Genomic DNA, 21,535 nt, shown 5'->3' on the forward strand with positions numbered 1-21,535 from the left:
TCACTTCTTCTCGTCCTCGTCGTCGACGACCTCGGCGTCGACGATGTCCTCGTCACCGGGGGCGCCGGTCGCACCCGCACCGGGGGCGCCCTCGGCACCCTCGGCCTGGGACTGTGCGTAGAGGGCCTCGCCGAGCTTGGTCTGGGACTGCTGCAGCTTGTCGTAGGCCGTCTTCACGGCGTCGTCGTCCTCGCCCTCGAGCGCCTGCTTCAGGGCGTCGACGTCGGCCTGCACCTCGGACTTCACGTCCGCGGGCAGCTTCTCGTCGTTGTCCTTCAGCAGCTTGTCGACCGAGTAGGCCTGCTGCTCCGCGTTGTTGCGCAGGTCGGCGGCCTCCCGGCGCACCCGGTCCGCCTCGGCGTTGGCCTCGGCGTCCTTGACCATGCGGTCGATGTCCTCCTTGGACAGGGAGGACCCGCCCGTGATGGTCATCGACTGCTCGGTGCCGGTGCCCTTGTCCTTCGCGGAGACGTGCACGATGCCGTTGGCGTCGATGTCGAAGGTGACCTCGATCTGCGGCATCCCGCGGGGGGCCGGGGCGATGCCGGTCAGCTCGAAGGTGCCCAGGTTCTTGTTGTCCCGGGTGAACTGGCGCTCGCCCTGGAAGACCTGGATCGACACCGACGGCTGGTTGTCCTCGGCGGTGGTGAAGGTCTCGGACCGCTTCGTGGGGATGGCCGTGTTGCGCTCGATGAGCTTGGTCATCACCCCGCCCTTGGTCTCGATGCCCAGGGACAGCGGCGTCACGTCGATCAGCAGCACGTCCTTGCGGTCGCCCTTGAGCACGCCGGCCTGGATCGCCGCGCCGACGGCGACGACCTCGTCCGGGTTCACGCCCTTGTTGGGCTCCTTGCCGGCCAGGCGCTGGACGGTCTCCGCGACGGCGGGCATGCGGGTCGAGCCGCCCACCAGCACCACGTGGTCGATGTCGGACACGGAGATGCCGGCCTCGGCGATGACGTCCTTGAAGGGCTTCTCGGTGCGCTCGAGCAGGTCGCGGGTGAGCTCCTCGAACTTCGCCCGGGTGAGGCGCTCGTCCAGGTGCACCGGCCCCTCGGGGGTCACGGACAGGTACTGGAGGGAGATGTTGGTGCTCGTCGCGGAGGAGAGCTCCTTCTTGGCCTGCTCCGCGGTCTCCTTCAGGCGCTGCAGGGCGATCTTGTCCTTGGACAGGTCCGCCCCGGTCTTCTGCTTCACCTGCGACAGCAGCCAGTCGACCACGCGCTGGTCCCAGTCGTCGCCGCCGAGCCGGTTGTCACCGGCGGTGGCGCGGACCTGAATGGTGGAGAAGTCGTCCTCGTCCTTGCCGACCTCCAGCAGGGAGACGTCGAAGGTGCCGCCGCCGAGGTCGAAGACGAGGATCAGCTCGTCCTCCTTGCCCTTCTCCAGGCCGTAGGCCAGCGCCGCGGCGGTGGGCTCGTTGACGATGCGCAGCACGTTCATGCCGGCGATCTCACCGGCCTCCTTGGTGGCCTGGCGCTCGGCGTCGTTGAAGTACGCCGGGACGGTGATCACGGCGTCGGTGACCTTGTCGCCCAGGTAGGACTCGGCGTCGGTCTTGAGCTTCATGAGGATGCGCGCCGAGATCTCCTGCGGCGTGTACTTCTTGCCGTCGATGTCGGTGGACCACCCGGTGCCCATGTGGCGCTTGACGGAGGCGATGGTGCGCTCCACGTTGGTGACGGCCTGGCGCTTGGCGATGTCGCCCACCAGGGTCTCGCCGTCCTTCGAGAAGGCGACGACGGAGGGCGTGGTCCGGTTGCCCTCGGCGTTGGCGATGACGGTGGGCTCGCCGCCCTCCAGCACCGACACCACGGAGTTGGTGGTGCCGAGGTCGATTCCTACTGCACGGGACATGGAGTGTTCTCCTTCGGGTCGAGCTGAACCGGGCGGGCCGTGCTGGCCCCGTTGGGTCCCGGAGGTCTCAGGTCTTGAGTTTTCCTGACTCAAGTCTGCCACGTGCACCGTCGATGTCAACTTGAGTTGAGTCTTGTCGACTCAAGCTATCTGCCGCACCGGGTGTGAGACACCACTCCCCCTTCGGCCGCCCGGACCCCGTGCCGTAGACTGGACTGTTGCGCCCGGACTGCCGGGTCCTCATCGACACCTCCGGTCCGCCCCGCACGCCCACTCACGCACGCCGACACGACACCGCACACGCACTCGACACCGCAGGAGCCTCCGTGAGCACCACACCGCCCCATTCGCCGCAACCACAGAGCCCGAACGGGTCCTCGCACCGGCCGAGGCCGCGCGAGGTGCTGCGGGAGATCAACTACCCCCACGGCATCCACCCCGCCCTGGTCCCCGGCATCGCCGTGGAGGACCAGAAGCTGCACTACGGCACGGACAAGGTCGTCTTCCTCGTCACCGCCGCGCTGATCGTGGCGTTCATCGCCTGGGGCGTCCTCTCCACCGAGTCCCTGACCGCGGCCTCCACCGCGGCCCTGGGCTGGGTGACCGGCAACGCGGGCTGGTTCTTCACCGCGCTCTCCACCGCCGCCGTGCTGTTCATGCTCGTCGTCGGCTTCAGCCGCACCGGCCGGATCCCGCTGGGCATGGACGACGAGAAGCCCGAGTACTCCTTCTTCTCGTGGCTGGCCATGCTCTTCGCCGCCGGCATGGGCATCGGCCTCATGTTCTACGGCGCCTCCGAGCCCCTGAGCCACTTCGGCGCGGGTGTGCCCGGCTTCGGCGCGGAGCCCGGCTCCGAGGAGATGACCGTCTACGCCCTGGTCCAGACGGCCTTCCACTGGGGTCTGAACCCCTGGGCCATGTACGCCGTGGTCGGCTCCGCCGTCGCCTACGGCGCCTACCGCCGCGGGCGCCCGCCGCTCATCAGCCGGATCTTCGTCCCGCTGATCGGCCAGCAGCGCGCCGAGGGCGGCCTGGGCCGGCTCATCGACGTGTTCGCCATCTTCGCGACCCTGTTCGGCACCGCGGCCTCGCTGGGGATCGGCGCGCTGCAGATCTCCCGGGGCCTCGAGATCGTGGCCGGCTGGGGGCCGCTCGGCAACGGCGGCCTCATCGCCGTCATCGCCGTGCTCACGGCCGCCTTCGTGGTCTCCGCCGTCTCCGGCGTGGCCCGCGGCATCCGCTACCTCTCCAACACGAACCTGCTGCTGGCCTTCCTGCTGGCGCTGTTCGTGTTCGTGGTCGGCCCCACCGTCCTGATCCTGGACCTCGTCCCCGCCGTGTTCAGCACGTACCTGCAGGAGTACCTGTGGATGACCGGGCAGACCGGCGGCTGGGGCGAGGACGCCACCGCCTTCGCGGGCGGCTGGACCGTCTTCTACTGGGCGTGGTGGCTGTCGTGGTCCCCGTTCGTCGGGATGTTCATCGCCAAGATCTCCCGGGGCCGCACGCTGCGCCAGTTCGTCACCGTGGTGCTCGTGGTCCCCTCCTCGATGTGCGTGCTCTGGTTCGTGGTCATCGGCGGCACCGCCATGTACCTGCAGCGCACCGGGACCGACCTCGCGGCCGCCGGCGGCCAGGAGGCCGTGCTGTTCGGCATGCTCGACGCCCTCCCGCTCGGCGCGATCACCTCGGTGCTCGCGATGATTGTCATCGGCATCTTCTTCGTGACCAGTGCGGACTCCGCGTCCATCGTCATGGGCACCCTGTCCCAGCGCGGGCGGCCGGAGCCCAACCGGTCCATCGTGGTGTTCTGGGGCCTGTGCCTCGGCGGCATCGCGGCGGTCATGATGCTCGTGGGCGGGGACGACGCCCTGACCGGCATGCAGAACCTCGTGACCGTCTCGGCCCTGCCGTTCGCGGTGATCGTCGCCTTCCTGATGGTCGCGTTCTACAAGGACCTGCGCAGCGACCCGGCCACCATCCGGCACGCGTTCGCCCTCACCGCCGTGCGCAAGGCCGTGATCCACGGCATCGAGGAGCACGGCGACGACTTCGCCCTGCAGGTGGAGCACGCCCCGGGTGCCCGAGCGGCCGGTGAGACGTTCGACTCGCACGATCCTGCCGTGACCGACTGGTACCGGAGGGTCGACGAGGACGGCGAGGAGATCGACCTCGCCGCGGAGACCGGCTCCCGTGCGGCCCCGGACGGATCGGTCCTGAACCCGGACGGATCGCGTCAGACGCCCGACGGTTCGCATCAGACCCCGGACGACTCGCACCTGGACCCCGACGAGGACCTCGCTCTCCGTCAGGACCACGACCGGGCCTGATCCGACGAGCACGAGTGCGGCCGCCGTCCCCCGGGACGGCGGCCGCACTTCTCGTGCCGGGACCGGACGGCCTAGACTGCCCGCTATGTATTCGATCGTGGCCGTGTGCACCGGCAACATCTGCCGCTCGCCCATGGCCGAGCTCGCGCTGCGCCGCGCCGTCGAGACCGCCGGCCTGGCCGAGCACGTCCGGATCGACTCGGCGGGCGTCAGCGACGAGGAGCTCGGCAATCCCGTGGATCCCCGCGCCGACGAGCTGCTGCGCCGCGAGGGGCTCGACGCCTCCCGGCACGCCGCCCGCGTCTTCGACCCCGTCCGCTTCGACGACCGCGACCTCGTGCTCGCCCTGGACGTCGGCCACTGGCGGCGCCTGCGAGCACTCGCTCCGGACGGGACCACAGCCGCCAAGGTGCGGCTGCTGCGGGAGTTCGACCCGGCCGTCGCGCACCTCGAGCCCGAGGAGCTGGGGATCTACGACCCCTGGTACGGAGGTCCGGAGGATTTCGAGACCACCTACGCCATGATCGCGGCCGCCGTGCCGGGCGTGGTCCGTGCCGTCGCCCGGGAGCTCCGCGCCGGACAGCAGTCCCCGGAGGACACGGCGCAGGACGCCGGGCCGGGATCCGGACAGGGGACCGTGCCCCGACCGGCGCAGGACTCCGGATGGGAGGCCCCGCAGGACGCCGGGCGGGATCCCGCGCAGGACTCGGGACCGGAAGCCCGGCAGGACGCCGGACAGGACGCCGTCCAGGATGCCGGGCGGGAAGCCCCGCAGAACGCCGGGCGGGATGCCGCACAGGACGCCGGACGCACGTGATCGACATCGAGCTCGAGCTGGACCCTGCGCTCGCCGCCGCCAACCCCGCCGGCACCAACCTGGCGCGGCTGCTTCCGTGCCCCACGCGCCGCCCCTACCTCATCGGCGTCGACGGCCGCTCGGGCGCGGGCAAGACCAGCCTCGCCGAGCAGCTGGTGACGGTGCTGCGCCTGGTGCGGGACGTGACGCTGTTCCACCTCGAAGACCTCTACCCGGGCTGGGACGGGCTCGGCCCCGGCCGGCGCACGTACGTGGACGAGGTCCTGACGCCCCTGCGCGAGGGCCGGGACGCGGAGTGGAGCGCCTGGGACTGGGTCACCGACTCCCCGGGCACGCCCCGGCTGACCCGGGTGGCGGAGGTCGTCGTGCTGGAGGGCGTCGGCGCCTGCAGCGCCGAGGCCCGCCGGCTGCTGGACCTCTCCGTGTGGGTCGAGCTGCCCACCGCCCTGCGCTACGACCGCGCCCTGAGCCGCGACGGGTCCTACTACGCCGAGCACTGGGACCGCTGGGCCGCCCAGGAGGACGCCTACCTCGCGGAGGACCACGTGTGGGAACAGGTGGACATCCTGCACCCCGGACCGGTCTGCTGACGCCGGAAGGCACCCGATGGACCGGACGCACCAGAGGACCCGGGCACACCTGAGGAACCGGGCACACCGGAGGACCCGGGGGCGACCGACGCTCCGGACGCACCCGACAGGCCCGGCACACCCGACGTACCCGACGCACCAGTGGAACCGGGTGCGCCCGACGGTCCGGACGCACCCGACGGGCCAGGCACACCTGACGCACCCGCGGAACCGGGCGCACCCGGCGGACCGGACGCGCCGGATGGAGGAGCCGTGACCAGCACCGTCGTCGTCCTCGACGCCGCCCACCCGGAGGGCGTCCTCGCCGATCCCTCCGTCCCGCTCGTGCGCATCGACGACCAGGGGCTCACCCGCGGGGACGGCGTTTTCGAGACGATGCGCGCCGTCGACGGGCGCGTGCAGAAGTTCGAGGCCCACCACCAGCGGCTCTCGGCCTCCGCGCGGCTGGCGCAGCTGCCCGTGCCCTCGGCTCGGGACGTGCGCGGAGCGGTGGAGCTCGCGCTCGCCCACGCCGCGCCCGGCGGGGAGGGCGGCCTGGGTGCCGAGCACAGCGTCAAGGTCGTGATCAGCCGCGGCAGCCCGGAGGGCGGCCCGTGGTCCTGGATCACGGTGAGTCCCGTCCCCGAGTCCACGTTCCGGCAGCGGCGGGAGGGCGTGACCGCGGTGCTGCTGCCGCGCGGCCACGATCCCGCCCAGGACGCCGGCTACCCGTGGCTGCTGCCGGGGGCCAAGACGCTCTCCTACGCGATCAACATGGCGGCCCTGCGTCACGCCCGCTCCCTCGGAGCGGACGAGGCCGTCTTCACCACGGAGGGCCGCAGGGTCCTGGAGGGCGCGACGTCCTCCGTGGTCTGCGCCCGCGTGCGGGCCGGCCGCCGCACCCTCGTGACCCCGGAGCCCTCGCACGGCATCCTGCCCGGCACCACGCAGGCCAAGATCTTCGCTGCCGCCCGCCGGGACGGCTGGGAGCTCGGCTACGGACCGCTGTACCCCGCGGACCTCATGGAGGCGGACGCCGTGTGGCTGGTCTCCAGCGTCCGGCTCGCGGTGCCGGTGCGCCGGCTCGACCACCAGCCGCTGCCGGTGGACCCGGAGCTGACCCGGCTCGTCACCCACTGGGTCCAGCAGGTCTGACCCGGGCTCAGCCCCAGATGAACCGGTGCGTGCCCAGCAGCACGGACACCGCCGGGCCCGCCACGGCCGCCGCCGCGCAGCCCCCGAGCACCACGGCGTCCCGCCACGAGTGGCCGGGGACGCGGGCCCACGTGCGCGGACCCGCCCCGAAGCCGCGCGCCTCCATGGTGACCGACAGCCGGGTGGCCCGGCGCAGGGACTGCACCAGCAGCGTGAAGGCCTGGCCGCCGAACTCCCGCAGCGCGCCCACCGGCCCGTGCCCCGACCCCGCACCGCGGGCTCGACGCGCCATGGCGAGCGTGGCCCATTCGGAGGCCATCACGCCCACGAGCCGCAGCGCGGCCAGCGAGGCGAGCACGAAGCGGGCCGGCAGGCGCAGCGTCTGGGCGAGGCCGTCCGCGAGGTCCGTGGGGTCGGTGGTGAGCACCAGCATCAGCCCGGGCAGGGCCAGGGCCAGCCCGCGCAGGGCGATCGCCGCGCCCGCGGCCAGCGAGCCGACCGAGACGCCGGTGACCCCCAGGTCGAGCAGCACGGGCCCGGAGTCCTCCGCGAGCAGGGCGGTGCCCCACCCGCTCACGAGGGCCGCCACGACCACCGGCCACGCCCTGCGCAGCAGCGCGACCGGGTGCTGGCCCGCGAGCGCCAGGAGGACCACCTCGCCCAGCAGCACGGTCCCCGACGTCACGGGGTCCGCGCTGAGCACGAGCACCACGGTCAGCAGCAGCGCCCCGGCCAGCTTGGCCAGCGCGTTCGTCCGCCCCAGGAGGGAGAGCCGCGCCGACGGCGCGAGGGCGGGGGCGCTCACCGGACCGGCTCCGGGGCCGGCCGCAGCGGGACGCGGGGGCCGGCCGGACCGAGCTCGAGCACCTCGGCGCCGAGGGCGCGCACGAAGTCCTCGTCGTGCGTCACGGCCAGCACCGACGTGCCGGCGTCGAGCAGCTCCACGAGCAGCTCCACGAGCTCCGCCCAGGTCAGCGCGTCCTGGCCGAACGTGGGCTCGTCGAGCACCAGCACGTCGGGGTCCGTGGCGAGCACGGTGGCCACGGACAGCCGCCGCTTCTCGCCGCCGGAGAGGGTGAACGGGTTGGCGTCGGCCAGGTGGGAGAGCCGCAGCCGGCGCAGCAGCTCGTCCGTGCGCCGCTCCCGCTCGGCCGCCGGCGTGCCCGCCACCCGGGGGCCGTGCTCCAGCTCGGCGCGCACGGTGGCGCGCAGGAACTGGTGCTCGGGCTCCTGGAAGACCGTCCCGATCCGGGCCACGAGCTCCCTGCCGCTCCACTCCAGGGGGTCGGGACCCGCGCCGCGGTCGAGGTCCGGGTGGGCGGTCACGGTGCCGCGCACGGGGGCCAGCAGACCCGCGAGCGTCAGGGCGAGCGTGGACTTGCCGGCGCCGTTGGGCCCGGTCAGTGCCAGCGCGCGGCCACGGCGCAGCCCCAGGTCCACGTCGCTCACCGCCGCGGGGAGGTCACGGCCGGCCGCGGCGTCGGACAGGGGCCGGCCGCGGCGGGCCGCCCGGCGGCGGGCGCGCAGCCGGCGCGCCGAGGGCTGGGTGCGCGAGACGGCCAGGCCGGCGGCGGTCAGCAGGCGGTCCGCCGGATCGGCGCTCACGGGGCCGGACGGGCGGGCGGGCGCGCGCGTGGACGGCACCCGGCCGGGGACCCACACCCCCGCCCGGGCGAGCTCGTCGGCTGCCGCGCCGAGCACCTCCCCGGGCGACCCGTCGTGGGTGATCCCGCCGTCGCGGCCGAGCACGACGACACGGTCCACCACCTCGGCCCACACGGCCACGCGGTGCTCCACGACCACGAGCGTGGCGCCGCTGCGGTCGAGGCAGGAGACCACCGCGTCGCGGACCTGCCGCACGCCGGCGGGGTCCAGGTTGGCGGTCGGCTCGTCGAGCAGCAGCAGCCCGGGGCTCATGGCCACGGCACCCGCGAGCGCCAGGCGCTGCTTCTGCCCTCCGGACAGGGCCGAGGTGGAGTGCTCGAGCGGGAGGTCGAGGCCCACGGCCCCGAGGGCCTCGCGCACCCGCGGCCAGATCTGCTCCCGGGGCACGGCGAGGTTCTCGAGGCCGAACGCGGTGTCGTCACCGATCCGGGACAGCACCACCTGGGACTCGGGATCCTGCTGCACGAGGCCGGCGCGGCCGCGGGCGCGGTCCGGCGGGAGTCCGTCGAGCAGCAGCTCGCCGGCGCCGGACCGGCCGTCGTCGTCGTGGAGGACCCCCGCCAGGGCGTGCAGGAGGGTGGACTTGCCGGCCCCGCTGGGACCCAGCAGGAGCACCCGCTCCCCCGGCTCCAGCACGAGGTCGAGACCGTGCAGGGCCGCGGTGTCCCGTCCGGGGTGGTGCCACCCGAACCCGCGGGCCTCCACGCGCGCGCCGCGGGCGGCGGGCACCGCCCGGCGCCGGGTGGTGGGCGCCGTCATCGCCGCACGGCCCGCCCGGAGGCCAGTCCCTGCAGGACGCCGGTGCCCGCGAGGGCCCGCACCACGGCGTGCATCAGCAGACCCGCCAGCACCGCCCCCGAGACGGCGGCGAGGACCACGTAGACCGCCTGGTGGCCGAGGGTCCACTCGTAGTTGTAGACGATGTTCTCGTGGACGCCGAGGAAGATCCCGCTCACGGCGCCCGCGACGGCCGCCGCGAGGGCGTCGAAGCGGCGGTACCGGAAGGCGGCGAAGGCCAGCTCGGCGCCGATGCCCTGGACGAGACCGGACAGGACGACCAGCAGGCCGAAGTGGGTGCCCAGGAAGCTCTCGATCACGGCGGCGAGCAGCTCGCAGAACAGGGCCGCGCCGGGCTTGCGGATGATCAGCCCGCCGAGCACGCCGGCCACGAGCCAGCCGCCGGCGATCAGGCCCACGGCGGGCGGATAGGCCACCGCGGCCGTGCCGACCACGGGATAGAGCAGGTTCGACCACGCCCAGAAGACCACCGCGCACACGGCGGCGAGGACGGCGGCCACGACGATGTCGACCACGCGCCAGGACGGGGCGCGGGACGTGCCGGGGCGGCGGGCGGGACGGTGGGTGGTGCTGTTCACGGTGCGTTCCTCCTGGGCTCAGCGAGCCGTCGGTGCCAGGAGGGGACGGGGTTCTTCCGGGTCCGCGCCGGTGGCGCCCCCGGGGAACACCCCTGAGATGCTCGACTCCCTTCGCCGGTGCTAACCGGAGCAGGTTCGAGGGTCTGCGGCGATCCGCACTCTCAGCGCCACACCGGCGTCACCGGTGGGGCGCTCCCCTGTCGTTCAGTGGCACCGATTCTACCCCGTCGCCCGCCCGTCCGCGCGCACCCGCACGACGAGGGGCCCTTCCCGCCGGCCGCCGGTGCGGTGTGCGGCGGGAGGGGCCCCTGCGCGAGCGTGTTCGCCGGGTCTCAGACCTCGGCCTGGCTCGAGACCTTCGGGCTCTCCCGGGGGCGGTTCTCCAGCTTCGCGACCTGACGGGAGATGCCGACCTTGATGACGGTGCCCACGAGGCCGGTGATGAGCGCCCAGATGATGATCCCGGCCCAGGCCTCGTCCGGGTCCGGGTTCTTGGCCGGGGGCGGGTCGCCGGTGATGCGCGTCCACGCGGCGCCCAGCACCTTGTGCGAGAGCGCCACGCCGCCGAGCGAGAGGCCGGTGCCCACGAGTTCGAGAACCTTGGTGTTCATGGAGTGCTGCTCCTTGTCGTCCGGGGGACGCCGGTGCGCCCCGTCGATCCGGACCAGCCTAACGCGTCCCCGCCGCTCCGTCAGCCTGCTGTCCGTCTGCTTCCCGGCCGTCCGGGCTCGGTGCCGGGAGCACCGCGGCGGCGTCCCCGGCGGAGTCCCTCGCCGTGCTGCCCGCGGTGGTCCCGGCGGCGCTCCCCGCAGCAGGTCCGGCGGCACTCTCCCCGACTCTCCCCCCGGGGGCCCCTGACGCGGTCCTCCCGGCACTTCCTGCGGCATGTTCCCCGGTGCTCTCCGCGGTGTTCCCGGGGCCGCGGCCCCCGCCGCGCTCCGGTGACCGGTCCGCGGCGCGGTCGAGCACCTCCTGCAGGTCGTCCTGCGTCAGCGTGGCCCGGTTCAGGTGCTTGCTCCGGTAGGTCGAGCGCCCCACCATGTGCGCCGAGACGGGCACGGTGAGCAGCTGGAAGACCCATCCGAGGGCGATGAGCGGGATCATGACGGGGTCGCGGTTCTCCAGGGCCACGGCCGTGAGCATGAGGAGCAGCCCGAAGACCTGCGGCTTGGTCCCGGCGTGCATGCGGGTCAGCAGGTCAGGGAAGCGGACCAGCCCGATCGCGGCGGCGAGGGACATGAGCGCACCGACCACGAGGCACACGGCCGCGGCGGCGTCCAGCACGGTGTCGAGCACGGCGCTCACCGCCCGTGCTCGGCGGTCTGGGTGGCGAAGCGGGCCACCGTCACGGATCCGATGAAGCCCACCAGCGAGACGATCACCATGAGGATCAGGTTGTTGAGGTGGCCGTGGTAGGCCATCTCCACCGCCAGGGCGGCCGCCACGATGGCCAGCAGCACGTCGGTGGCCACCACGCGGTCCAGCAGGGACGGGCCCTTGGCGATCCGGTAGAGGGTGCCGGCGGCGGCCGCGCTGAGCAGCACGGCCGCGACGGCCACGGCGATCTCCATCACGGGCGGTCCTCCTCGGGGGTCTCGGACGGGGCGCCGTTCCCGGTCCCGGACGGGGCGTCGTCGCGGCGGCCGCCCACGACCTGCTGGCTCGCGGTGACCGGGGAACCGATCGCGGCGGTGCTCCGGTGGTCCGTGCCGGCCGCTCCCTCCCCGCGCCGCTCGGCCCGCAGCGCGGCGAGGTCCTCCCGCGTGCCCATGATCCTGATCCAGGCGGCCTCCACCCGCAGCGCGGAGCGGCGGAACTGCTCCGCCTCTTCGGCGTCGCGGATGTTGAGGGCGTGGAAGTACAGCGTGCCGGCGGCACGGTCCACCTCCACCACGAGCGAGCCGGGGATCAGGGTCATGGTGTGCCCCGTGGCCGTCAGGAGCAGGTCCGAGCGGGTGCGCAGGCGCACCCCCACCACGGCGTTGCGCGCACGCGGTCCCACGAGGATCGCGATGAGCATCACCTCGACGCTGGCCTTGGCCACCTGCCACACGAACGTCACGGTGAACACCGCGAACTGGAGCACGTTGAACCGGCCGGACAGCTGCACGGCGGGCAGGTAGAGGACCCACGTCACGAGCAGGGCCAGGACCAGGCCGAGCAGCAGGTTGCCGATGCCGAAGTCGCCCCACAGGGCGCCCCACACGACCACGAGCCACACCAGCAGCGGCAGCTCGACGAGGAGGGAGTTCTTGGGCCGGGTCACGGTGCCTCCTCCACGACGGGCCGGGGCGCGGACTCGGGGGCCAGCACCGCCTCGACGTAGCGCTCGGGCCGGACGAGGTTCTCCGCGGCGTTGTCCGCGAGCTGGAAGACCGGCCCGGCGAACACCGTCAGGGCCACGCCCACCGCGACCAGGGCCGAGGCCCCGCCGAGCATGGACGGGGACATCAGGCGCACGTCGCCCTTGCCCGCGAACCTCCCCGCCTGGTCGTCGACGCTGCCCGAGCTGAGCAGGAACCGGGAGCCGGCGGGCACCGGGGCCAGCAGGATCGGATCCGGGTACTCCGCGTCCTCGGGGGCGCGGAGGAACACGCGGTTCCACACCCGCATGAGGGCCAGCAGGGTCAGCAGGGACACCACCACGGACCCTGCGACCAGGGCGTAGGCCAGTCCGTCGCCCCGGTCCACGCCGGCCTGCAGCAGACCGGCCTTGCCCAGGAACCCGGAGAACGGCGGGATCCCGCCGAGGTTGAGCGCCGGGACCAGGTAGAGCAGGCCGAGCAGCGGGGAGATCCGGGCCAGCCCGGCGAGGCGGTCCACGTTGGTCGAGCCGCCGCGGCGCTCGATCAGCCCGGCCACCAGGAACAGGCTCGTCTGGATCACGATGTGGTGGGCCACGTAGTAGACGGTCGCGGAGAGGGCCTCCTGGGTGCCCACGGCCACGCCGAAGATCATGTACCCGATGTGGCTGATCAGCGTGAACGAGAGCATGCGCTTGATGTCGATCTGCGCGAGCGCGCCCAGGATGCCCACCACCATGGTGAGCAGCGCGACCCACATCAGGAGGTCGTCCAGGCGCTCGCCCGGGAACAGCACCGTCTCGGTGCGGATGATCGAGTACACGCCCACCTTGGTCAGCAGGCCGGCGAACACCGCCGTCACCGGCGCCGAGGCCGTCGGGTAGGAGTCCGGCAGCCAGAAGGACAGCGGGAAGACCGCGGCCTTGATGCCGAACGCGATCAGCAGCATCAGGTGCAGCTGCATCTGCGTGCCCACCGGCAGGGACTCGAGCTTGACCGAGAGGTCCGCCATGTTGATGGTGCCCGTGGCCGCGTAGACCATCGCGATGGTGATCAGGAACAGCACGGAGGAGATCACCGAGACCACCACGTACGTCACGCCGGTGCGGATGCGCTGGACGGTCCCGCCCATCGTCATGAGCACGTAGGACGCGGTCAGCAGGATCTCGAAGCCCACGTAGAGGTTGAACAGGTCCCCGGCGAGGAACGCGTTCGAGACCCCCGCCACGAGGATGAGGAACGAGGGGTGGAAGATCGAGATCGGCCCCTCCTCGTCGCCGTCGGCCACCCCCTGACCGCTCGCGTAGACCAGCACGGCGAGCGAGACGATGGTCGAGACCACGAGCATCAGCGACGAGAGCTGGTCCACGACCATGACGATGCCCCAGGGCGCGCGCCACCCCCCGAGCTGGACGGCCTGCGGACCCACGTCCCAGGTGCTCACGAGCACGAGGGCCTCGACCACGAGGGTCAGCACGAGAGAGCCGATGGCCACCGTCCGCTGGAGGGCGTTGCGCCGCAGCAGCAGCAGGCTCAGGGCGGCCCCCAGGAACGGGATGATGACGGCGAGCGGGGCCAGCTGGGCGAGGTTGACGGTCATCGGCGCTCCTCCCCCGCGCGGCCCCGCACGCCCGGGGTCTCGACGGACTCGTCCGGGTCCCGGTACGGGGCTCCGTCGTCGAACTCCGAGGTGTCGGCGGGGACGTCGGCGTCGCTCTCCACGTCGTAGGAGGACTGCCGTGCCACGCGCCGGTCCTCGACGTCGTCCTGGATCTCGTCCCGGCGCCCGAGCACCCAGGAGCGGTAGATCATGCCCAGGAGGAACGCGGTGACGGCGAGGGAGATCACGATGGCGGTCAGGATGAGTGCCTGGGGCAGCGGGTCGCTGTAGTCCTCCGCGGCGATCGACTCCTCGTACAGGGGGGCGAAGCCGGCGACCCCGCCGGCGTGCAGGATCAGCAGGTTCGTGCCGTTGGTCAGCAGCATCAGCCCGAGCAGGACCCGGGTGAGCGAGCGCTCGAGCAGCAGGTACACGCCCACGGCGTAGAGCACGCCCATCACGACCAGCAGCGTCAGGTTCACGGTCATCGGTGCCCTCCGCCCCCGGCCGCGCCGGTCCTCGTGATCGGGGTGGGCGACGTCACGGACGTCGCCGTGGTGGAGCCCGTGGGGGCCCCGGCGCCCACCGCGCGCTGGCGGGTGACGCGGATGCGGGTGCCGCGGCCCGGGGCGCGCCGGCGGCGGCGGACGGCGTCCTCCTCGATCCGCTGGTCGATCCGCCCGCCGAGCGAGCGCAGGATGTCGAGGATCAGCCCCACCACGATGAGGTAGACCGCGACGTCGAAGATCAGGGCGCTCACGAACTTCTCGGCGCCGAAGACCGGCAGCTCGACCTCGACGGTGTAGCTCTGCATCACCGACCCGCCCAGGAACACCGGGGTCACGGCGTAGAGCGCGGCGAGCGCCAGCCCGGCTCCGAGCATCGCGCCCGCGTTGATGGGGGTGGCCAGCTCGAGCTCGTAGCGCCCGCCCGCGAGATAGCGCACCGTCAGGGCGAGGCCCGCCATGAGCCCGCCGGCGAATCCGCCGCCGGGGTCGTTGTGCCCGGCGATCAGCAGGTAGAGCGAGACCATCATGAACGTGTGGAAGAGCAGCCGCGTGACCACCTCGAAGACGATCGAGCGCCGCTCGGGGGCGAGCGTGCGGCCGGCGAGCAGGTAGGGGTCCTCCAGGTCGTCGTCGCGGCGGGCGAGACCGATGTCCAGCCGCTCCCCGCCGGGCGAGACCGCCGCGGCGTTGCGGCGGCGGATGACCCGCAGCTGGTCGGTGGTGGGGTCCTCACCGGAGCGCACGATGCGGTCCCCCCGGCCGGTGACGAAGATCAGCGAGGCCACCCCGGTGGCCGCGAGCACGAGCACCGAGATCTCCCCGAAGGTGTCCCAGGCCCGGATGTCCACGAGGAGGACGTTGACCACGTTCTGTCCGTCGCCGAGCTCGTAGGCCATCCGCGGCAGCTCCAGGGAGATGGGGTCGGCGGTGCGCGAGGAGATGCTGAACGCCGCGAGCGCCATCATGAACAGCCCGAAGGTCACCGCGATGGTGCCGCGCAGGAGGCGGCGCCCGGCCGGGTTGCGGTGCCACAGGGGTGCGGGCAGCGAGCGCAGCGCGAGCACGAAGGCCACCAGCAGCACGGTCTCCACCAGGGTCTGCGTCAGGGCGAGGTCCGGGGCGCCGTGCAGGGCGAAGACGAGGGCCATGCCGTAGCCGGTGACCGACACGAGCAGCACGGCGAGGAAGCGCCTGGTGGCCAGGGGCACCAGCAGCGCCGCCACGACCATGGCCGCACCGGTGATCAGCTGGCCCGGCCCGTCCGAGACCCGCAGCGCGCCCAGGGGCGGGGTCTCCTCCAGGACGAGCGCCACGAGCGGGACCACGATGGCCGTGACGAGGATGACCGAGAGGTAGAACATCAGCGAACCGCGCTGGGTGCGGCCGGTGATCCACACGGCCACGAGGTCGAGGACGTTGATGGTGCGACGGTAGAGGAGCTCGCCGGCGGGCAGGGACGGCAGGGCCCGCTGGAGGTCCGCCACCGGGCGGCGGCCCAGGTACATCAGCAGCCCGCCCGCCACGACGAGCGCGGACAGCCCCAGGGCGGGGGTGAGCCCGTGCCACAGGGCCAGGTAGAACTCGTAGCCCTCCTCGGCCGGGAACGTGTCCACGTAGGGCTGCAGCATCGCCTCGACCGGTCCGGGCCACAGGCCGAGGACCACGGTCAGCACGGAGAGCAGGAGCGGGGCGGCGAGGAAGGCGGGCTCGACCCGCTGCATGTCGCTGATCACGGCCTTGCCGCCCACCCCGGCGTCGAGCTCGGAGAACTCGGCGGACTTCTGCGCGAAGCCGCCCCACACGAAGCGGGCGCTGTAGGCGAAGGTCAGGACGGAGCCCACCACGAGACCGGCGAGCACCGCGGTGCCGGCGGCGTCGTCCGCGTGGTGGACGAATGCGGCGAGCACCGCCTCCTTGGCCACGAACCCGGCCAGGGGCGGCAGGCCGGCCATGGACGCCGCGGCGACGACCGAGACCGCGAACAGCACCGGCACGCGGCGGGAGAGCCCCGACAGGCGGCGGATGTCCCGGGTGCCCGCCCGGTGGTCGATGATGCCGACCACGAGGAACAGCGTGGCCTTGAACAGGCCGTGGGCCAGCAGCATGGCCAGGCCCGCCTGGGCGGTGTCCGCCGAGCCGTGGCCCACGACCACCACGAGGAAGCCGAGCTGGCTGACGGTCCCGTAGGCGAGGATCAGCTTCAGGTCGTACTGCTTGAGGGCCGCCCAGCCCCCGAAGAGCATGGTGCCCAGGCCCAGCAGCACGACGACGGGCTGCCACAGCGCGGTCTCGGCGAAGCCCGGCGCGAAGCGGGCCACCAGGTAGATGCCGGCCTTGACCATCGCCGCGGCGTGCAGGTACGCGGACACGGGGGTGGGTGCGGCCATCGCGGCCGGCAGCCAGAAGTGCAGCGGGATCAGCGCGGACTTCGTCACGGCGCCCACGAGGAGCAGGAGCACCGCCACGTCCACCACGGTTCCCCGCTGGGCCAGCTCCGGCGCCGCGGCGAGCACCTCGGAGATCCGGTAGGTCCCCGCCGTCTGCCCCAGCATCACGATGCCCACCAGCATCGCCAGTCCGCCCGCGGTGGTGAGCACCAGCGCCTGCAGCGCCGCCCGCCGGGCCGACAGGCGGGTGCGGCTGTAGCCGATGAGCAGGAAGGACAGGACGGTGGTGATCTCCCAGAAGACGAACAGCACCAGCATGTCGTCGGCGGTCACCAGGCCGAACATGGCCCCCGCGAAGGCCAGCAGCTGGGCGCCGAAGCCGCCGATGCCGCTCGCGTCGGACTTGAAGTAGCGGGCGCAGTAGAAGAGCACCAGGGAGCCCACCCCGAGCACGAGCAGCGACATCGTCCACGAGAGGGCGTCCATGCGCAGGACGAGGTCCAGGCGCAGCGACGGGATCCACTGCCCGCCCTCGGTCCAGCCGCTCTCGGCCCCGTACACCCGGGGGGCGGAGACCAGCAGCCACAGGAAACCGGCGAGGGGAACCGCCGCGAGGAGGTAGAAGGCACTGCGTCCCATCCGCGCGAACAGCAGGGGCGCGACCGCCGCCACCACTGCGTGGAGCAGGAGCACAGCGGTCATCAGGCGCCTCCGGGGGGTCGGGGAAGGGATCGGCGGTCGGGCGTCGAGGAGCCCGGACGCGGGGCACGGAGGTGCTGTGCGAGCACGGGGTGACCGGGGCGCACCCGGGGAAACCAGCTTATCAAAGGGGATGCGGCGGCCCCGGCCCGCTGCGCGGGCGGAACCTGGCGGTTCCCGGCAGACTCCCTGGACGGAACCGGAACACCCGCGGCGCCCACGGCCGGGCCACCGGCCCCGCGCGACGCCGCGGGCCTAGCATGACTGCCATGGACGCGACACCCCCCGGCCCCCCGGCCCCCTCCCCGGCCCCTCTCGCGGCACCGTTCGCGCCGCGCCGCTCCCACGTGTGGGCGTGGAGCCTGTGGGACGCCGGGTCCGCGGCCTTCAACGCCGTGATGACCACGTTCGTCTTCACGGTCTACCTCACGAGCGCCCCGTTCGGCGGGGAGGACCACGCCTCGCAGGTGCTGGGCTACGGGATCGGCGCCGCCGGCGTGGTGGTCGCCCTGCTGGCCCCGGTGGTGGGGCAGCGCAGCGACGGCGCGGGCCGGCGCAAGCTCTGGCTCGGGGTCAACACGATGCTCACCGCGCTGCTCACGGCCCTGTGCTTCCTGGTCCTGCCCGACCAGCCCTACCTCTACCTCGGCGTGGGCCTGCTGGCCCTGGCCAACGTCTTCGACGAGTTCGCGGTCGTCAACTACAACGCGATGCTGCCGGGGATCGCGGGCCGCGAGCACATCGGGCGGGTCAGCGGCCAGGGCTGGGCGATGGGCTACTTCGGCGGGATCGTGGCCCTGGCCATCGTGCTCTTCGGGTTCATCACCCCGGGGCTGCTCGGCCTCCCGGAGGAGGACGCCCTCAACGTGCGGGCGGTGGCCCTGTTCTCGGGACTGTGGATCGCCCTGTTCTCGATCCCCGTGCTGCTGGTGGTGCCCGAGATCCGCCCGACCCGGCGCGGGCCGCGACCGTCCGTGGTCCGGTCCTACCGCCAGCTCTGGCAGACCCTGCGGGAGCTGTACCGGGACGCCCCGCAGACGCTGTGGTTCCTGCTCTCCTCCGCCGTGTTCCGGGACGGGCTCAACGCGGTGTTCACCTTCGGCGGGGTCATCGCGGCCGGCACCTTCGGCTTCACCCTGAGCGAGGTCATCGTCTTCGCGATCGTCGGCAACGTGGCCGCGGGAGTGGGGGCCCTCGTGGGCGGCCGGCTCGACGACCGCGTGGGGCCCAAGCGCGTCATCGCGGCGTCCCTCGTCGGCATCCTGCTCGCCGGGGCCCCGCTGCTGGTCCTCGAGGGCACGGCCGCGTTCTGGGTGTGCGGCCTGCTGCTGTGCCTGTTCGTGGGCCCGGCGCAGTCGGCCTCCCGCACGTTCCTCGGCCGGCTCACGCGGACCGGGGAGGAGGGGGCCCTGTTCGGCCTCTACGCCACCACCGGCCGGGCCGTGAGCTTCCTGGCGCCCACGCTGTTCGCGGTGTTCGTCTCCGTGCTGGGCGCGCAGCGCTGGGGCATCCTGGGCATCCTCCTCGTCGTCGGCGCCGGCCTGCTCCTGCTGCTGCGCGCACGCGACCCGAGGAGCGAGCCGAGGAGCGAGCCGGCGGCCGCGCCGCCGCCCGCCGACCGGGCGCGGTAGCCGACCGGGGAGCCGACCGGGGCCGTGCCCCTCAGATCCGGGTGCGGGAGAAGCCCAGGTGGCTGCGGGACGCCGTGGGACCGCGCTGCCCCTGGTACCGGTTGGCGTAGGCGCCGTCCCCGTACGGGTGCTCGGCCGGCGAGGAGAGCCGGAAGAAGCACAGCTGCCCCACCTTGGAGCCCGGCCACAGCTTGATGGGCAGCGTGGCCATGTTGGACAGCTCGAGGGTGACGTGCCCCGAGAACCCGGGGTCGATGAATCCCGCCGTCGAGTGGGTCAGCAGCCCCAGGCGTCCCAGCGAGGACTTCCCCTCGAGGCGGGCGGCGATGTCGTCCGGGAGGGTCACCCTCTCGTAGGTGGACCCCAGCACGAACTCCCCCGGGTGGAGCACGAAGGCCTCGTCCGGGTCGACCTCCACGAGCCGCGTGAGCTCGGGCTGCTCCACGGACGGGTCGATGTGCGCGTACTTGTGGTTGTCGAAGAGCCGGAACCAGCGGTCCAGCCGCACGTCGATGCTGGCGGGCTGGATCAGGGCGGGATCGTAGGGCTCGAGGACGACCCGGCCGCCGTCGAGCTCCCGGCGGATGTCGCGGTCAGAGATCAGCACGGTCCCCAAGGTATCGCACGCCCGGCGGCGCGACCCTCCCCCTGGACTGCCCGGTCCGGGTCGGTGGTGTAGAGTGTGGGATGTCCTCGTCCGGTGCACGCGCCGGACGGAGCACGGATGCGCGGCTGTAGCTCAATGGTAGAGCGCACGCTTCCCAAGCCTGATACGCGGGTTCGATTCCCGTCAGCCGCTCTCGCACCGAACGCCCCGAGCCCCTGTGGCCGGGGCGTTCGTCGTGCCCGGGGACCGCGCGGTAGGATGGTCCCGCGCCCCGCCCCCCGGCCCGCACCCGGGCGGCGAGCACCCGGACGGCCTCCGTCGTCCCGCGCGACCGCCCGCACCCCGCTCACGAGGAGCTCCTCTCCCGTCATGCTGCGCACCATGTTCAAGGCCAAGATCCACCGTGCCGTCGTGACCCAGGCCGATCTCCACTACGTCGGCTCGGTCACGGTCGACCAGGACCTGCTCGACGCCGCCGACATCCTCCCCGGCGAGCTCGTCTCGATCGTGGACGTCACCAACGGCGCCCGCCTGGAGACCTACACGATCGCCGGCGAGCGCGGCTCGGGCGTCGTCGGGATCAACGGCGCCGCCGCGCACCTCGTGCACCCCGGGGACCTCGTCATCCTCATCAGCTACGCGCAGATGGACGACGCCGAGGCCCGCGCGCACGTGCCGTCCGTGGTCCACGTGGACGCGGGGAACCGGATCGTCGACCTCGGGTCGGACCCGGCCGAGGCGATGCTCGACGGCGTCGCCCGCCCCCCGCACTCCCGGCCCCTGGCCGAGGCCCGCGCCGACCTGCCCGCCGCCTGAGCCCCGCCGCTCCGGCCGGCCCCGCTCGAGCACGCCTGAGCACGCCCGGGTCCGCGATGGGGTAGAACGGTAGGGGCCCGCGCACGCGGACCCGCAGCAGTGCGAGGGAGGGTCCCGTGGCCGGAGTGTTCTCGGGCTTCTTCATCGTGTGGGCGATCATCGGCACCGGGTACCTGGTGGGCCGGCGCGGCCTGCTGGGTCCGCAGGGCCAGCTGGTGCTGAGCAGGTTCGCGTTCTACGTGGCCAGCCCGCCGCTGCTGTTCCTGACCATCGCCGAGGCCGACATCGCCCGGATCCTCTCCGCCCCGCTGGTGGTCGCGGCCGTCTCGGCGGTCGCCACCGCCCTCGTGCACGCCGGTCTCGCCCGCTGGGTGCTGCACCGGGACGCGGCCACCACGGTGATGGGCGCCCAGGCCGCCTCCCAGGTGAACTCCGCCAACCTCGGCATCCCCATCGCCGTGTTCGTGCTGGGGGACGCGACCATGGTGGTGCCCGTCATCCTCTTCCAGCTGGCCCTGAACACCCCCGTCTACCTGACGATCATGGACACCCTCACGGACGGACGCCGGCCGAGCCCGGCCACCGTCCTGGGCAACGTGGTCACCAATCCCATGATCGTGGGCTCCGGGCTGGGGATCCTCTTCGCCGTCACCGGCTGGCGGCTGCCCGAGGTGCTGCACGAACCCGTGGAGCTGGTGGCCGGGGCCTCGATCCCGGCCATGCTGATGGCCTTCGGGATCTCCCTGGTCGGCGCCGCGCCGCTGCGCCGCGGCGGCACGCCCCGCCGCGACGTGCTGCTGGCCAGCGCGCTGAAGCTGGTGCTGCACCCTGTCCTGGCGTACCTCGTGGCCCGCTTCGCCCTGGGCCTGGACGGGCACCTGCTCTACGCCGTGGTGGTGATGGCCGCCCTGCCCACCGCCCAGAACATCTACGTGGCGGCCGTGCGCTACGGACGCGCCGAGCAGCTGTGCCGCGACACCGTGCTCGTCACCACCGTGGTCGCGATGCTCACCATGGCCGTCGTGGCGCTGCTGCTCTCCTGACCGCGATCCGCGCCGCGGCGCGCCCGGACGCGCCCGCGGGGCGCGGAGCGGCCGCGCCCCGCGGACACGCCCGGACACGCCGGGGCACACCGATGCAAACCGTCAGGTTACTGGTCTGTGAGGTAGCGCACTCATAGACTGAAGGCTCCGCGCAGGGGTGGTCGACCGGCA

19 protein-coding genes, 1 tRNA gene and 1 riboswitch are annotated in these 21,535 nt (G+C 73.0%); of the genes, 8 read left to right on the plus strand and 12 right to left on the minus strand.

The genetic code is table 11. The features are described 5' to 3' along the window. Window positions 1–1,857, minus strand: coding sequence for a molecular chaperone DnaK (gene dnaK / locus QYM41_RS00255; RefSeq protein WP_368797733.1), 1,857 nt, complete (start codon window positions 1,855–1,857; stop codon window positions 1–3). A gap of 326 nt (window positions 1,858–2,183) precedes the next feature. On the opposite strand from dnaK, the gene QYM41_RS00260 reads away from it, so the two are divergent. From QYM41_RS00260 to QYM41_RS00275, 4 genes are all read left to right on the plus strand, one after another. Continuing rightward, entirely contained in the window at window positions 2,184–4,187 is a 2,004-nt protein-coding gene (locus tag QYM41_RS00260) for a BCCT family transporter (protein ID WP_368797734.1), read from the plus strand. An 85-nt stretch (window positions 4,188–4,272) separates the two neighbouring features. After that, on the plus strand, window positions 4,273–5,004 hold the full coding sequence (locus tag QYM41_RS00265) for a low molecular weight protein-tyrosine-phosphatase (RefSeq protein WP_368797735.1): 732 nt from the start codon (window positions 4,273–4,275) through the stop codon (window positions 5,002–5,004). Further along, window positions 5,001–5,594, plus strand: a complete 594-nt coding sequence (locus QYM41_RS00270; RefSeq protein WP_368797736.1) for a uridine kinase family protein — start codon at window positions 5,001–5,003, stop codon at window positions 5,592–5,594. Before QYM41_RS00265 ends, QYM41_RS00270 begins: the two co-directional genes overlap by 4 nt. 252 nt (window positions 5,595–5,846) lie before the next feature. Continuing rightward, entirely contained in the window at window positions 5,847–6,728 is an 882-nt protein-coding gene (locus QYM41_RS00275) for an aminodeoxychorismate lyase (RefSeq protein ID WP_368797737.1), read from the plus strand. A gap of 7 nt (window positions 6,729–6,735) precedes the next feature. Here QYM41_RS00275 and QYM41_RS00280 read toward each other — a convergent pair whose 3' ends face one another. The 10 genes from QYM41_RS00280 to QYM41_RS00325 form a co-directional block, all read right to left on the minus strand. After that, window positions 6,736–7,533: an energy-coupling factor transporter transmembrane component T family protein gene (locus QYM41_RS00280; protein WP_368797738.1), complete on the minus strand. Its 798-nt coding sequence runs from the start codon at window positions 7,531–7,533 to the stop codon at window positions 6,736–6,738. Further along, on the minus strand, window positions 7,530–9,152 hold the full coding sequence (locus QYM41_RS00285) for an ABC transporter ATP-binding protein (RefSeq protein ID WP_368797739.1): 1,623 nt from the start codon (window positions 9,150–9,152) through the stop codon (window positions 7,530–7,532). The genes QYM41_RS00280 and QYM41_RS00285 overlap by 4 nt, the downstream gene beginning before the upstream one ends. After that, window positions 9,149–9,769, minus strand: coding sequence for an ECF transporter S component (locus QYM41_RS00290; protein WP_368797740.1), 621 nt, complete (start codon window positions 9,767–9,769; stop codon window positions 9,149–9,151). The genes QYM41_RS00285 and QYM41_RS00290 overlap by 4 nt, the downstream gene beginning before the upstream one ends. Before the next feature lie 89 nt (window positions 9,770–9,858). Continuing rightward, a riboswitch (TPP riboswitch) is annotated at window positions 9,859–9,978 on the minus strand. 123 nt (window positions 9,979–10,101) lie between these two features. Beyond that, window positions 10,102–10,380, minus strand: a complete 279-nt coding sequence (locus QYM41_RS00295; protein WP_368797741.1) for a DUF4235 domain-containing protein — start codon at window positions 10,378–10,380, stop codon at window positions 10,102–10,104. Between the two features lie 58 nt (window positions 10,381–10,438). Continuing rightward, window positions 10,439–11,074, minus strand: a complete 636-nt coding sequence (gene mnhG / locus QYM41_RS00300) for a monovalent cation/H(+) antiporter subunit G (protein WP_368797742.1) — start codon at window positions 11,072–11,074, stop codon at window positions 10,439–10,441. After that, window positions 11,071–11,343, minus strand: a complete 273-nt coding sequence (locus QYM41_RS00305; RefSeq protein ID WP_368797743.1) for an MrpF/PhaF family protein — start codon at window positions 11,341–11,343, stop codon at window positions 11,071–11,073. The genes mnhG and QYM41_RS00305 overlap by 4 nt, the downstream gene beginning before the upstream one ends. After that, entirely contained in the window at window positions 11,340–12,035 is a 696-nt protein-coding gene (locus QYM41_RS00310; protein WP_368797744.1) for a Na+/H+ antiporter subunit E, read from the minus strand. The genes QYM41_RS00305 and QYM41_RS00310 overlap by 4 nt, the downstream gene beginning before the upstream one ends. Continuing rightward, entirely contained in the window at window positions 12,032–13,672 is a 1,641-nt protein-coding gene (locus tag QYM41_RS00315) for a Na+/H+ antiporter subunit D (RefSeq protein ID WP_368797745.1), read from the minus strand. Before QYM41_RS00315 ends, QYM41_RS00310 begins: the two co-directional genes overlap by 4 nt. Continuing rightward, on the minus strand, window positions 13,669–14,160 hold the full coding sequence (locus QYM41_RS00320) for a Na(+)/H(+) antiporter subunit C (protein WP_368797746.1): 492 nt from the start codon (window positions 14,158–14,160) through the stop codon (window positions 13,669–13,671). The genes QYM41_RS00315 and QYM41_RS00320 overlap by 4 nt, the downstream gene beginning before the upstream one ends. Beyond that, window positions 14,157–17,270 carry a Na+/H+ antiporter subunit A gene (locus QYM41_RS00325; protein WP_368797747.1) on the minus strand — a complete coding sequence of 1,038 codons (3,114 nt, stop codon included), beginning with the start codon at window positions 17,268–17,270 and terminating at the stop codon, window positions 14,157–14,159. Before QYM41_RS00325 ends, QYM41_RS00320 begins: the two co-directional genes overlap by 4 nt. 266 nt (window positions 17,271–17,536) lie before the next feature. Between QYM41_RS00325 and QYM41_RS00330 the strand changes: the two genes are divergently transcribed. Further along, a complete protein-coding gene (locus QYM41_RS00330) occupies window positions 17,537–18,898 on the plus strand; it encodes an MFS transporter (protein ID WP_368797748.1) in 1,362 nt (453 codons plus the stop codon). A 31-nt stretch (window positions 18,899–18,929) separates the two neighbouring features. On the opposite strand, the gene dcd is transcribed toward QYM41_RS00330, so the two are convergent. Then, the gene (dcd, locus tag QYM41_RS00335) at window positions 18,930–19,505 is read right to left on the minus strand and encodes a dCTP deaminase (RefSeq protein WP_368797749.1); all 576 of its coding nucleotides are present in this window, start codon (window positions 19,503–19,505) and stop codon (window positions 18,930–18,932) included. A 121-nt stretch (window positions 19,506–19,626) separates the two neighbouring features. On the opposite strand from dcd, the gene QYM41_RS00340 reads away from it, so the two are divergent. From QYM41_RS00340 to QYM41_RS00350, 3 genes are all read left to right on the plus strand, one after another. Further along, window positions 19,627–19,697, plus strand: a tRNA-Gly gene (locus QYM41_RS00340). 177 nt (window positions 19,698–19,874) lie between these two features. After that, window positions 19,875–20,321 (plus strand): aspartate 1-decarboxylase, encoded by a 447-nt coding sequence (gene panD, locus QYM41_RS00345; protein WP_368797750.1) that lies wholly within the window; start codon window positions 19,875–19,877, stop codon window positions 20,319–20,321. 116 nt (window positions 20,322–20,437) lie between these two features. After that, window positions 20,438–21,364 (plus strand): AEC family transporter, encoded by a 927-nt coding sequence (locus QYM41_RS00350; RefSeq protein ID WP_368797751.1) that lies wholly within the window; start codon window positions 20,438–20,440, stop codon window positions 21,362–21,364. The last annotated feature ends 171 nt before the right edge of the window (window positions 21,365–21,535 follow it).

The organism is Kocuria oxytropis (assembly GCF_040981195.1).
Taxonomy (GTDB): domain Bacteria; phylum Actinomycetota; class Actinomycetes; order Actinomycetales; family Micrococcaceae; genus Kocuria; species Kocuria oxytropis.

What these genes read in the sequence shown, in the direction of transcription:
- dnaK (WP_368797733.1), bottom strand. Translation starts at nt 1,857, where the DNA reads ATGTCCCGTGCAGTAGGAATCGACCTCGGCACCACCAACTCCGTGGTG.
- QYM41_RS00285 (WP_368797739.1), bottom strand. Translation starts at nt 9,152, where the DNA reads ATGACGGCGCCCACCACCCGGCGCCGGGCGGTGCCCGCCGCCCGCGGC.
- QYM41_RS00295 (WP_368797741.1), bottom strand. Translation starts at nt 10,380, where the DNA reads ATGAACACCAAGGTTCTCGAACTCGTGGGCACCGGCCTCTCGCTCGGC.
- QYM41_RS00265 (WP_368797735.1), top strand. Translation starts at nt 4,273, where the DNA reads ATGTATTCGATCGTGGCCGTGTGCACCGGCAACATCTGCCGCTCGCCC.
- QYM41_RS00315 (WP_368797745.1), bottom strand. Translation starts at nt 13,672, where the DNA reads ATGACCGTCAACCTCGCCCAGCTGGCCCCGCTCGCCGTCATCATCCCG.
- panD (WP_368797750.1), top strand. Translation starts at nt 19,875, where the DNA reads ATGCTGCGCACCATGTTCAAGGCCAAGATCCACCGTGCCGTCGTGACC.
- QYM41_RS00320 (WP_368797746.1), bottom strand. Translation starts at nt 14,160, where the DNA reads ATGACCGTGAACCTGACGCTGCTGGTCGTGATGGGCGTGCTCTACGCC.
- QYM41_RS00325 (WP_368797747.1), bottom strand. Translation starts at nt 17,270, where the DNA reads ATGACCGCTGTGCTCCTGCTCCACGCAGTGGTGGCGGCGGTCGCGCCC.
- QYM41_RS00330 (WP_368797748.1), top strand. Translation starts at nt 17,537, where the DNA reads ATGGACGCGACACCCCCCGGCCCCCCGGCCCCCTCCCCGGCCCCTCTC.